This window comes from Brevibacillus fluminis (assembly GCF_052072235.1).
GTDB classification, from domain to species: Bacteria; Bacillota; Bacilli; order Brevibacillales; family Brevibacillaceae; genus Brevibacillus_D; species Brevibacillus_D fluminis_A.
The window spans coordinates 1,922,497-1,935,150 of the sequence record NZ_CM125436.1; the positions used below are offsets into that span (position 1 = coordinate 1,922,497).

At 53.7% G+C, this 12,654-nt stretch carries 10 protein-coding genes, 1 pseudogene and 2 other annotated features; of the genes and pseudogenes, 8 read left to right on the forward strand and 3 right to left on the reverse strand.

Annotated features, from left to right (window positions below):
• Position 1 precedes the first annotated feature (1 nt).
• Entirely contained in the window at positions 2-865 is an 864-nt protein-coding gene (locus tag ACTID9_RS09565; RefSeq protein WP_441070972.1) for a DUF4097 family beta strand repeat-containing protein, read from the forward strand.
• 82 nt (positions 866-947) lie between these two features.
• Here ACTID9_RS09565 and ACTID9_RS09570 read toward each other — a convergent pair whose 3' ends face one another.
• Positions 948-1,097 carry a hypothetical protein gene (locus ACTID9_RS09570; RefSeq protein WP_183192358.1) on the reverse strand — a complete coding sequence of 50 codons (150 nt, stop codon included), beginning with the start codon at positions 1,095-1,097 and terminating at the stop codon, positions 948-950.
• Positions 1,098-1,303: 206 nt separating this feature from the next.
• Here ACTID9_RS09570 and ACTID9_RS09575 point away from each other — a divergent pair, with 206 nt between their 5' ends.
• The 5 genes from ACTID9_RS09575 to pheA all read left to right on the forward strand — a co-directional run bounded on the left by ACTID9_RS09575 (position 1,304) and on the right by pheA (position 6,053).
• Entirely contained in the window at positions 1,304-1,750 is a 447-nt protein-coding gene (locus ACTID9_RS09575) for an ACT domain-containing protein (RefSeq protein WP_441070975.1), read from the forward strand.
• Positions 1,751-1,831: 81 nt separating this feature from the next.
• The gene (locus ACTID9_RS09580) at positions 1,832-3,130 is read left to right on the forward strand and encodes a homoserine dehydrogenase (RefSeq protein WP_441070977.1); all 1,299 of its coding nucleotides are present in this window, start codon (positions 1,832-1,834) and stop codon (positions 3,128-3,130) included.
• A 4-nt stretch (positions 3,131-3,134) separates the two neighbouring features.
• The gene (gene thrC / locus ACTID9_RS09585; protein WP_441070979.1) at positions 3,135-4,226 is read left to right on the forward strand and encodes a threonine synthase; all 1,092 of its coding nucleotides are present in this window, start codon (positions 3,135-3,137) and stop codon (positions 4,224-4,226) included.
• Positions 4,227-4,230: 4 nt separating this feature from the next.
• Positions 4,231-5,154, forward strand: coding sequence for a homoserine kinase (gene thrB, locus ACTID9_RS09590; protein WP_441072522.1), 924 nt, complete (start codon positions 4,231-4,233; stop codon positions 5,152-5,154).
• Between the two features lie 20 nt (positions 5,155-5,174).
• Complete coding sequence (gene pheA / locus ACTID9_RS09595) at positions 5,175-6,053, forward strand: prephenate dehydratase (protein ID WP_441070981.1); 879 nt, start codon at positions 5,175-5,177, stop codon at positions 6,051-6,053.
• A 146-nt stretch (positions 6,054-6,199) separates the two neighbouring features.
• Here the strand turns inward: pheA and ACTID9_RS09600 are convergent.
• Positions 6,200-7,363 (reverse strand): annotated as a pseudogene (locus tag ACTID9_RS09600) (2-isopropylmalate synthase); the annotation flags it as partial.
• A gap of 91 nt (positions 7,364-7,454) precedes the next feature.
• Positions 7,455-7,726 (reverse strand) — a binding site (T-box leader).
• Between the two features lie 60 nt (positions 7,727-7,786).
• Positions 7,787-8,064 (reverse strand) — a binding site (T-box leader).
• Positions 8,065-8,213: 149 nt separating this feature from the next.
• Between ACTID9_RS09600 and safA the strand changes: the two are divergent.
• Together safA and ACTID9_RS09610 are read left to right on the forward strand one after the other, a co-directional pair.
• The gene (gene safA, locus ACTID9_RS09605; RefSeq protein ID WP_441070983.1) at positions 8,214-9,362 is read left to right on the forward strand and encodes a SafA/ExsA family spore coat assembly protein; all 1,149 of its coding nucleotides are present in this window, start codon (positions 8,214-8,216) and stop codon (positions 9,360-9,362) included.
• A gap of 6 nt (positions 9,363-9,368) precedes the next feature.
• Complete coding sequence (locus ACTID9_RS09610; RefSeq protein ID WP_441070985.1) at positions 9,369-10,397, forward strand: phosphotransferase; 1,029 nt, start codon at positions 9,369-9,371, stop codon at positions 10,395-10,397.
• A gap of 99 nt (positions 10,398-10,496) precedes the next feature.
• Here the strand turns inward: ACTID9_RS09610 and ACTID9_RS09615 are convergent, their stop codons facing one another.
• Positions 10,497-12,422, reverse strand: a complete 1,926-nt coding sequence (locus tag ACTID9_RS09615; RefSeq protein ID WP_441072524.1) for a bifunctional 2',3'-cyclic-nucleotide 2'-phosphodiesterase/3'-nucleotidase — start codon at positions 12,420-12,422, stop codon at positions 10,497-10,499.
• Positions 12,423-12,654: the final 232 nt, after the last annotated feature.

Below are 12,654 nucleotides of genomic sequence, written 5' to 3' on the forward strand. Positions count from 1 at the left end.
CATGAAACGAATTTTGAAATCTGTATTTTTGCTGTCGTTACTGCTGTTTTTGGTCGGGGCCGGCGGACTTGCCTATACGTACGTCAAACACCCGGACATTCAATTTGGCTCGATTGCGTCGAAAAAGATTGACGAACAGAAAAAAATTCCGGCCGACCCGATTTCAACGCTTGCGGTGGAAACGGACACGACCGACATTTCCGTCATTCCGTCCGGCGATGCGGACATCCATGTGAATCTGGGGGGACAAATTTCCGAGCAGCAAAGGAAGGTGCTGACGTTCGAGGCCACGCAATCAAAGGACGGCACGCTGCGCGTCAATGTTAAAAAAGGCAGCGTATTCAGCTTTCCGTTTCAATTCGACGGCAGGCTGGAGCTGATCATCTCCGTTCCGCCAAAAGCGTTTGAACGCATCGAGCTTACGAGCGGCACAGGCGATGTCAAGATCAAAAACGTGCAAGCCAAGCAGCTGAAAGTGGAAACGTCGACAGGGGACGCACTGGCACAGGATAGCCAGACACAGGATGCAGCGATCCACACATCCACAGGAGATGTCAAGCTGGCGGATCTCACCGGGAGAATGGATCTTTCCACCGATACGGGCAACATAAACGCGACCTTTACGAAAAAGCTGGAGCAAGACGTGACAATCGATTCCTCAACGGGCGATGTGGCGATTCGATTGGGGGCGCTTCCGGATGCGTTGCGTACCGAACTGGAATCATCGACAGGCGAAATCAGGGCGAGAATCAAGGGGTTGCAGGCAGAAGAGCAAAAAGAGCATTCGTTCCAAGCCGCATACGGCACCAACGGCCCACTGATTCGCGTTACAACGTCGACGGGAGAAATCGAATTGACACAATAATGGTCATGACTGTTTTTCCCCTCTCATCGGGGGACAAAAGTGCGGACCGCAAGCGTTTTTCAGAAAAAAACGAGCAGAGGCTTCAGCCGCCTCGCTCGTTTCCTTCTGTAACCGGGGAAGAAGACGCCATTCTTTTGTCTGCCTCGCGCCCAAACTGATCGAGATCGCTCGGGCGTCCCGGCGGATGATTGTTGCGGCGTTCCGATTTGTCCGATTTGCCACGTCCACCCATGCTGGACTCACCTCTCTTTGTTTGATCAACACGCCTCTAGTGTTAGCGTAGCACCCCTTCCTTATGTAAATGCTCATCTGCCCGGTTTTATCCAATATCATCATTTGTTTGACTTTTTTCTATTTTGCGATTTGGGGTTGCCACTCCTTGTTGATTCCGCTATAATGTCCACTAACGGAAAACAGTTGTATTCCTTGGGAGGACATATGTCGAAACGTGAGGAAAAGTTTTATCTGATTCGCTCGGATATCCTGCCAGAGTCGATCGCCAAGACGATCGAGGTAAAGAAGCTTCTGGAAGCGGGCGAGGTGGACACCGTCCATGAAGCGGTGGAGCGCGTGGGTCTGAGCCGCAGCGCATTTTACAAATACAAGGACGGGATCTTTCCGTTCAACGCGATGATGCGGGAGGAAATCATGACGGTGATGCTTACGCTGGAGCATCGGTCCGGCATTTTGTCCAAAGTGCTGCAGCTTGTGGCAGATCAGGGCGGCAACGTCTTGACGATCAATCAGACCATTCCGTTGCAAGGGATCGCCAATGTCTCGATGTCGGTTGAAATGGCGAACTTGAAAATATCCAGCACCGAATTCCTCGATAGCCTGCAGCAGTTCACAGGTGTGCGCAAGGCGATGATCGTAGGGCGGGGATAGAAGCATTCATCGAACCAGGCTCTGCCGATCCAGTGGTGAAGCCGGTTTACCTTATTTTTTGCATAAATAGGAGGAAGAGAGATGGCAGAAAAGGTTGTTAAGGTTGGCTTGTTGGGTTTTGGCACTGTAGGAACCGGCGTCGTCCGCATCGTGCAGGGTCACCAGGATGATTTGGTCAAGCAAACCGGCATGGGCATCGAAGTCCACAAGATTTTGGTCAAAGACAAAGAGAAAAGCCGCAGCATCAGCGGTTTGGATAATAAAATCACATCGGATGCATACGACATCATCAATGACCCGGACGTAGATGTCATCGTGGAAGTGATCGGCGGTATCCATCCGACGAAAGAATACATTCTCGATGCATTGGAGCAAGGCAAGCATATCGTGACCGCCAACAAAGATCTGATGGCGCTGCACGGGGCGGAAATTTTGGCAAAAGCCGAAGAAAAAGGCTGCGACGTGTTTTACGAGGCGAGCGTGGCGGGCGGGATTCCGATTCTGCGCGCGCTGGTGGAAGGCTTCTCCTCCGACCGCATCACCAAAATGATGGGGATCGTCAACGGGACGACCAACTACATCATGACCAAAATGAGCCAGGAAGGCGCAGACTATACCGACGTTTTGAAAGAAGCGCAAGCGCTCGGCTATGCGGAAGCAGACCCGACTTCCGATGTGGAAGGGTTTGATGCAGCGCGCAAGATGGCGATTCTGACCACGCTTGGCTTCCGTGTGCCGCTCAAGCTCGACGAAGTCGATGTGAAAGGGATTAGCGGCGTGAGCAAGGAAGACATCGCGTACGGCAAAAAATTGGGCTATGTGATCAAGCTGCTGGGTCTGGCTCGCCGCGATGAGGATGAAGTGGAAGTAAGCGTGCAGCCGACGATGGTGCACAAAGATCACCCGCTCGCATCCGTAAACGGCGTGTTCAATGCGGTGTACGTCCATGGTGAAGCGGTGGGCGAAACCATGTTCTACGGACCGGGTGCAGGCGAATTGCCAACTGCGACCGCTGTCGTCTCCGACCTCGTGACGGTTGTGAAAAACATGAAGCTCGGCGTAAACGGCCGCGGCATGGTTGCCCCTTATAAAGAGAAGAAACTGAAAGACGATTCCAAAAAGCTGTCCAAATACTTCCTGCGTCTGATCGTCGCCGACAAACGCGGCGTGCTCGCCCAAATCACCCAGCTGTTGGCGAACAAAAACATCAGCCTGGATCAAGTGCTGCAGCAGCCATACAACGGCGGCAAGCAAGCGGAGATCATCATGGTGACGCACGTGGCGGCCAAGAGCGACATGAACGACGTGCTGCTGTACCTGAAAGATATGGACTTTATTACAGAAATCAAGAGCTGCTACCGTGTTGAAGGAGGAGAATAAACAAATGAACGCGCAAGCCCAGAACCAATACACACGCCAATCCGGCATCATCGCCCGCTACCGCGAATTTTTGCCGGTAACCGATAAAACACCGATGCTTACCTTGCATGAAGGAAACACACCGCTGATCCATGCACCGAATTTGTCCAGGGAGCTGGGGCTTGATCTGCATTTCAAATATGAAGGGCTGAACCCAACCGGATCGTTCAAAGACCGCGGGATGGTAATGGCGGTTGCCAAAGCGATCGAGGAAGGCAGCACGACCATCATGTGCGCGTCCACCGGAAACACGTCCGCTGCTGCTGCCGCTTATGCGGCTCGCGCCGGCCTGCGCTGCATCGTGCTGATCCCGAACGGCAACATCGCGCTCGGCAAACTGGCACAGGCGATCGCTTACGGCGCGGAAGTCATCGCGATCGACGGCAACTTTGACGAAGCGCTCAACATTGTGCGCGACATTACTGCGACAGAGCCGATTACACTGGTGAACTCGGTCAACCCGTACCGCATCGAAGGGCAGAAAACGTCCTCCTTCGAAATTTGCGACGCCTTGGGCAAGGCGCCTGACATTTTGGCGATCCCGGTCGGCAACGCAGGGAACATCACTGCGTACTGGAAAGGCTTTACGGAATACAAAGCGGCTGACCGCATCAGCTCGCTTCCGAAAATGTACGGCTTCCAGGCAGCGGGCGCAGCGCCGCTCGTGCTTGGTCATACCGTAGAGAATCCGGAGACGATCGCGACTGCAATCCGGATCGGCAATCCGGCAAGCAAAGAAGGGGCGCAAAACGCTCTGCGCGAGTCGGAAGGCTACATCGATTCCGTTACCGATGAGGAAATTCTCGATGCATACCGTCTGCTCGCGAGCAAGGAAGGCATTTTCTGCGAGCCTGCCTCTGCAGCGTCGCTCGCCGGCATCATCAAGGCGCGCAAGGCTGGTAAAGTGGCGGATGGCCTGACGGTTGCCTGCGTCTTGACCGGAAACGGCTTGAAAGACCCGAACATCGCATTGAAAGCGGTGGGAGCAGAACCGCGCGAAGTGGCGGCCACGCGCGAAGCGGTGATGGCGGTTATCGCAGGAAGCAAGGGTGAGTAAGGACGTGAGCAACATGACCGTGCGGGTAAAGGTGCCGGCCAGCACCGCCAATCTGGGGCCCGGCTTCGACACGCTCGGCATGGCGTTCCAACTGTACAGCACGATTACCATGCGTTTTGCCGAGAAGACGGAAATCCGCCTGATTGGCGAGGAGCTGCAAGAGCTTCCGGTCGACAAGACCAACCTCGTGTATGAAGTGGCGGCAGGACTGTTTGCAAAAGCCAATCTGCCCGAGCCCGAGCTGTACATCGAAATCGAAACCGAGGCACCGCTGACCCGCGGATTGGGCAGCAGCGCCTCGGCGATTGTCGGTGCGCTTGCCGGAGCGAACGCGCTTGCCGGGGAACCGTTTACCCGCGATCAACTTTTTGAAATGGCCAGCAGGCTGGAGGGGCACCCGGACAATGTCGGTGCCTCGGTTTTTGGCGGATTTGTCGTCGCTGCCATGCCGCAGGATGAATCCCAACCGATTCCGTACGCGACGTTTCCTGTACCCAAAACGTTAAAGACACTCGTCGTCATCCCTGATTACTGGCTGGCTACCCATAAAGCCCGCGGCGTCCTGCCTGAGGTGTACACCAAGGCGGATGTCATATATAATGTAGGGCATAGCAGCCTGCTGGTCGCGGCATTGGCACAAGGCCGCCTGGATTTGTTGGCGAGCGCGATGCAAGACCGGATGCATCAGCCGTATCGCGCGCCGCTAGTCCCGGGGTTGGCGGAGATGCTGGCCGAAGCGACGGCACATGGCGCGCTTGGCGCAGCGTTGAGCGGAGCCGGACCCACCACGCTGTTTTTCTATGAGAATGAACAGCAGGAAAAAGAGCTGCGCAGTTTTATCGCAGCGGTGATGGCCCGACACGAGCTGTCCTACAAGCTCATGGAGCTGTTGATCGACGAGCAGGGCGTACAGATCGAAACCGTGTAGAAACGGATAGGAGTTTACTTATGGAGAAGAAACTAGCCTTTTTAGGCCCGCGTGGCACGTTCAGCGAGGAAGCGGCGCGCTCACTGCCCATTCCGGGACAGATCGACTATCTTCCGCAGCCGACGATCATCGACGTGCTGGAAGCTGTCTGGAATGACAAAGCGGAGCTCGGCATTGTGCCGATGGAGAATTCCATTGAAGGAACGGTCAATTCAACGATGGATTGGCTGATTCATCAGGTGGATCTGCCGATTTTAGCCGAGTTGGCGCTGCCGATTTCCCAGCACCTGGTAGTGGCAAAAAGAGAAGAACCGCTGCCATTTGAAAAAATCACCAAAATTTTGTCGCATCCCCATGCGATTCCACAATGCCACAAGTTCATCAAGGAGTTTTTGCCGCACGCTGCGCTTGAGACTGTCAGCAGCACGGCGAAGGCTGCGCAGATCGTCAGTGAGCATCCGGAGGAGACATGGGCCGCGATCGGCACCAAGCTGACGCCAGAAATTTACCCGCTGCAATTCGCGCGTCAAAACATCGAGGATTTTCCAAACAACTATACCCGCTTTGTGCTGGTTAGCAAGCAGCCGGTGGAGCTGCCGCCGTCCGATAAGGAGAAGACGACGATTCTGATCACGCTGCCGGAAGATTTCCCGGGCGCGCTGTATCAGGTGCTGGCGGCATTCGCATGGCGCAAGATCAACCTGTCGCGCATCGAATCGCGTCCAACCAAGCGGGGGCTTGGCAGCTATTATTTCATCATCGATATCGAACAGCGAATGGATGATGTGCTGCTGCCCGGCGCGTTCGCCGAGATCGAGGCGATCGGCTGCGAAATCCGCCAGCTGGGGACGTATCCATTGTTTACGCACCAGCATAAAAACGAGCATCAAACCGTATAGCATGAAAGATGAAACGGCAGCCATCGCGAGTGATGGCTGCTGTTTTTTTCGCTTCGTTCGCAAAGCAGTAAGCGGGTGCTTGCGAAATGCGCTTTTGGGCAGGGGGAGTGATCGTGCAATCAGGATGCGGAATTTTCCTGAATGCGGATCACTTGCTGGACAATCGCGCGCAATTGCTCGTCATTGATACCTTTTTCGTGATCAGCGGCTTGTTTAAAGCTGACATACACCTCTTGCAGCTCCTGCTCCGTCAAGGCGATGCCCATCTGTGCGCAGCGATGCTTGATGGCGTGGCGTCCGGAATGTTTGCCGAGCACGATCATCTCGCGCGGAATGCCCAACTGCTCGGGATTCATGATCTCGTAGGTGCTGCGATGCTTCAGCAAGCCGTCCTGATGAATGCCGGATTCGTGCTGGAACGCATTGCGCCCGACAATCGGCTTGTTGTAGGCGATCGGGAAATGCATGGCAGCGCTGACCATCTGGGAGACAGGGTAAATTTCTTCCGGCCGGATGTTGGTGCCAAAGCCAAGCGCTTCTTTGCGCGTATAAAGCGCCATGACCAGCTCTTCTAACGAGCAATTGCCGGTTCGCTCACCGACGCCGTTCACGGTCACTTCCACCTGCGAAGCGCCGCCCTGAATCGCGGCGATGCTGTTGGCGACGGCCAAGCCAAGGTCATTGTGGCAGTGGGCGCTGAATTCCACGTTGTCGCCGCCCCGCGCTTCTTTGCGGACACGGCGAAACATAGTGCCATACTCGTCGGGAAGGGCATAGCCTACCGTATCGGGCAAGTTGATGATCGTCGCGCCTTCGCCGATCGCCACCTCGACCATTTCGACCAGAAAGTCATGATTGGAGCGCGTGGCGTCCATGCAGGTGAATTCGATGCGATCGACAAATTGCTTGGCATAGGCGACCATTTCGCGGGCTACTTCCAGAACTTCGGCGCGGCTTTTGCGCAATTGATGCTCCAGGTGAATGTCGGAGGAGGAGAGGAAGAGGTGAAGCCGTCGTTTGCCGGCATCCTGCGTCGCCTTGACAGCGGCTTCGATATCTTCCTTGACCGCACGGGCGAACCCGCAAATTTCCACCTGCTGAAAACGGCGGGCAATCTCCTGTACGGCGGCGAATTCACCCGGACTCGAAATCGGGAAGCCCGGTTCGATCACATCGACACCCATGCAAACCAGTTTTTCGGCGATCGCCATCTTTTGGTCGTGCGTCAGCGTCGCGCCGGGAGCTTGTTCGCCGTCCCGCAGCGTCGTGTCAAAAATCGAAATGGTTCGTGCAGCTGTATTTGTATTCATCATGGATATTCAATCCTTTCGGGGATCAAAATGAATTTTCGTTACGCCCCCATGCAGCTTGGGGAAAAAAAACAGACCCGCCGTCTCCAGTAAAAGAGACGACGGGTCTTCACCATCGCGGTACCACTCTTCTTGGCTTCAAAAAAGCCCAGCTCATGCAAGCCCGGACGCTGTGCGCATCAGCATCGCGGACTCGCACCTGATAACGGAGGTCAGCCGGATGGACTTATCCATGAGCGCATGCTCACGTTTCGGCCCATCTGCTCCCAGACGAGTTCAGGCCTGCCATCGACTGCGTCGCACCAACCCGCAGCTCTCTGACGCGATGGTCATGGCCTTACTGCTTCTGTTCGTTGCATTTCTTTGGTTGAAAAACATGATGACGGCATTTCTTGCAACAAAAAAAGCCTGCCATCTCTTTGGGAAAGAGACGACAGACTTGGCTATCGCGGTACCACTCTTCTTGGTTTCTGCTTATCGGCAGAGAACCCTCTTGTGCAGCAAAAGCAGATTGTCCGGACAATACCGCTTTGCTGCGCCTGATTACGGGGGCCAACCGTCACCCTGTACGCCATGTCTTGAGACATGTCTCCAATGTGCCGCTCGCAGGCGAGTTCCGAAACACCATCGACTGCGTTGCACCAACCCGCAGCTCTCTAAACTCAGGTGATTCCCGTACTACTCCTGTTCATTGCGTTTCCTCATTCTGGATTTGTTGAACATTATAGCGACATTCGCTTGATGTTGTCAACCATGCAAAGATGGGCTGATCGAAACGGGCGCGCGGTGAGCAAAACACCTATGGGTGCATACCATGGTAAGGACTTGAGAGAGGGAGGAGAATCATTTCGTGAAAATTCATATCGTACAAAAGGGTGACACGATGTGGAAAATCGCACGAAGATACGGCGTCGATTTCAAAGAATTGCTCCGTGCGAACAGCCAACTAAAAAACCCTGACCTGATTTATCCGGGGATGAAAATCAAAGTTCCTTCTGGTAGAGTACCTGCAAGACCGCATCATCATTCAGACAGCGGGATGGGATCGGTAAAAGAAAGGCCGCATAAAGAGGCTCCGATCAAAGAGGCCCCGATCGTCCCGCCACCAGCTGTGGAGGAAGAAGAAGTGCCGCCCAGCGTGGAAACAAGACCATATGAATCTCCTGAGCAGCCGGCCCCACCGCCACCACCCGCACCGCAAATTCAGCAAGCGCCGACACCGCCAGCGCCCATCCCGGCGCCAGCTCCGACTCCAGCTCCTGCTCCAGCACCAGCTCCAGTCGTGCCGCCGCCCCCTGCTCCGCAAATAAAGGTAGCGCCACCTCCCGCGCCGCCAGTCGTACCGCAACCGACGCCGCAGATTCGGCCATTCATCAAGCAGCAGCCAGTCATGCCGTTCTCACCGATGCCAAATCCACCGGTAAGTCCGTTCATGCAGCCGCGCCCGATGATGCCGCCGGTTACGATCATGCCGCTGCCGCCCATGCCTATGCCGATGCATCCGCAACTGCCGCTGCCGCAACCACAATTGCCAATTCCGCAAATGCAGCCGCAGCTGCCAATCCCGCAACCGCAACTGCCGATTCCGCAAATGCAGCCGCGCCCGTATTGTCCGCCGTGTCATGCACAGCGCTATCCTATGATGCCGATGCAGCAGGAACCGATTTGTCCGCCAGCGCTCATGCCAAAACGAGAGGCCCCTTGGGAAATGGAAGATAGCTGTGAATCACCCGTACGCAGAATGCCGAGAAGCAGTGACGAAACGAGCGAAACGGTTTTGTATCATCACCATCGCCATCATGCCATACCCGAATCGTATGACAACCCTTACATGCGCGGTTATACAGGCGGACACCCCTCGAGCAGTACGCATCGGTCGAATCGGAACAGCTCCATGTATCCGGCACCACAGCTGATGCCACCGATGCCTGGACATGAAGTCTGGCCAAGATGGGAAAAAGGGTTTGAAGAATCCTCTTCCCTGCACTGCACAGATTAACGCAATATGGCAGCCATGGATGAAGGACTGTTTCCTTCTCTTGAACAAGCATTTCGCTGTCACATACATGGGGTGAAACCGCGCAGAAATGTTTATTTTGTCAAAACCAACCGTGGATTGTGGGTAGTAAAAGGGTATAGCGACCGAATCAAGGCTGAATGGGTCACACAGCTTGCCCACCAGCTCAGAGAACGTGGATTCCATCAAACCGTCCAGTATATGAGCGACATCCAGGGACAAACCGTTTTTCCTTATAACGGGCAGTATTACACGATCATGAAAGCGATCGAGGGCAGGGAAGCGAATAATTCTTCCCTGTATGACGTGAAAAAATCGGCTACCGCACTGGCGCGGTTTCACTTGGCTGCGCAAGGCTTCCCGACGCGGCAGGGACTTACCTGCTACAGGCCGTCAATCATGGACAAATGGGAGACACGTTTGCAGCAATTTGACCAGATTGTGGCAAAATTGAAAAAGCGGGAACCGCAAAACCGCATCGAGCAAACCATCCAGTTGATGGTGAAGGAAGTGAAGCGCGACGCTGACCAGGTGTTGGAGCAGATGTACAAAATTCCGCTGTTTTCCGAAATGGAGCGCGCGATCGAGAATGGGACGATGGCACACCGCGACGTGGCGAGCCACAACTTTTTGATCGCGCCGACGGGCAGCTGCTATTTGATTGACCTGGACACCGTCGATAACGATATGCAGCTTGTGGACCTCGTTCAACTGATGGGACGCATGCTGCTCTTGCAAGAATACAATTTCGATTCGTTCATGGAAGCAATCGACGCGTACCACAAAGTCAAGCCGCTGAGCGACACGCAAATCTGGATGGTTTTCCAAATGCTGCGCTACCCGGATAATGTGCTGCGTGAGGTGACAGGCGTCTACTACAAACGTCCCGGTTATTCAGCACGCGGGGTTGCCGAGTTGTTGCAGATGGAACGGAAGCTCAGGCACGCCAGGCGCGCATTTCTCCAATCCGAGCAACGCATCTTCCAGCGGATTGGCCCGTATACGTACGTTGGATGATCCAAAAACAAAAAAAGCTGATGATCGGAAGGGATCACCAGCTTTTTACAGCGAGGGCGTCGTCAACAGGCGGCACCCTCGTTTGTGTGAAACGAAACCTTATTTTTGGGACAGGTTGATTTGATATTTCGCAAAACCGCTCTCAAGCGTGGAAACGTATTTCAGCGCCGGAATTTTCTCAGCAAACGCTTTTGCATCTGGAGAAGTTTCAAACGTCACAACGGGATTACCTTGGAGTGGAGCGAAAGACCAGTTGTTGTCGGCAGCAGGGTTGATCGTTTTTTGCTCCAGCAAGTAGTTGATGATCACTTGACGGTTTTCGTCCTGGGAATCGATGACGATGTTTTTGCCGTCGAGACCTGGGAAGTGGCCGCCGCCGCTTGCACGGTAGTTGTTGGTCACAACCAGGAAGTTTTGGTCTGCGGTCACTGGTTTGCCGTTGTAGGACAGGTTTTTAATACGGTTTGCTTTTTCGTTTACGACTTTACCGTCTTTGTCGTATTTCGCAGGCTGCGTTACGTCGATTTGGTAGGTCACGCCATCCAGCACGTCAAAGTTGTAGGTTGGGAAGTCGTTGTTGACCAAGGCTTGTTCTTCTTTTTTGTTCGGGTCGATCTGGTTGAATTGACCTGCGGACATTTCCAGCCATTCTTTCACGGTTGCGCCGCTGACTTTCACAGCTTTCAATGTATTTGGATAGACATACAGGTCAGAAACGTTTTTCAAAGCGATCGTGCCAGCCGGGATGTTGGTGTAATAGCTGGCGCCATTGCGGCCGCCTGCCTTGAACGGAGCGCCTGCAGACAGGATTGGCAAGCCTTCCAGCTCGGTGCCTTTTACGTTTTTCTCAACGAACCATTTTTGTGCGTTGGTTACGATTTGGATAGATGGGTCATCTTGAACCAAGGCAAAGAAGCTGTAGATTGGGGACGTGGTGTTGCCAACTGCAGAACGAACCCATTTTACTGTCGCTTCATGCTCGGTTTTTACAGCGTCGACGATTTTTTGATCGGCATCGACCAAAGCTTTTTTCGTCGCCTTGTCATAGATTGGACGAGCGACGGATTGGGAATCGGATACTTTCCATTTGCCGTCTACTTGCGTCAGCGTCAGGTCGATCACGCCCAGGTGGTCGCCCCAGAAGCCCGGTTGAACAGCTGCTACGCCATTGATGGTGCCTTTGGTCGCGTCGATGCCAGGAACGTTATAGCCAGGGCCAGGGAACACGATGTGTGTGTGGCCGTACATGATCGCGTCGATGCCAGGCACTTTGCTGAGCAGGTAGGTTGCGTTTTCTTCCATGCCGCCTTGGCTTTCTACCGGACCGATACCGGAGTGAGGAAGCGCGACGATCAGGTCAGCGCCTTTTGCTTTCATTTCAGGGATGAATTTTTTCGCAGACTCGATGATGTCTTTGGTGATCACTTTGCCGTCGAGATTGGATTTATCCCACTGCATGATTTGCGGTGGAACGAAGCCGATGACGCCGACTTTCAGTGTATGTGTTTTGCCGCTTTCATCTGTTACGGTTTTTTCGATGATTTGGTACGGAGTGAAGTAGTTTTTGTCGTTGTTCGGATCTTTGTCCTTGTCGTCAACATACACGTTCGCATTGACGTAAGGGAATTTGGCGCCTTTCAGGCTGTTTTGCAGGAAGTCGAGGCCATAGTTGAACTCGTGGTTCCCCACGTTGCCCGCATCATATTGCAAAAGGTTCATGGCTTTGTAAGCCGGGTGGATTTGGCCAGCTTTCAATGGGTCTACTTTCGCCACGTAGTCGCCCAGCGGGTTGCCTTGGAGAAGGTCGCCGTTATCGAACAGCAAGCTGTTTTTCACTTCTTTGCGAGCGTTGTTGATCAAAGTGGCGGTTTTCGCCAAACCGAATTCATCGGTTGCGCTGTCTTTGTAGTAATCGTAGTTAACCAAATTTTCATGAATATCTGTCGTTTCCAGCAAACGCAGCTTTACAACCGGAGAAGCGTTCGTACCAGCCGCAAATGTTGGAACGGCAGCACTTACCAGCATGGATGCGCCCAGCACGCTGGTCAGAGCAATACGTTGTTTCTTCATGCTTGTGATACCCCCAAAAAAATTTTTTAATAGCAAATTAATCCTATCACAGGTCAGGAAATTTTGGTAGAAAATGTGCTAGTTTCCTGAAAGTTTTTGTTGATTTTTTTCAGATCATCAGCAAATTTGTCATTTTGTATGTTTTTGGCAGTTTCGGGGCAACCTATGAAAAAAGACCTTAGAGGGG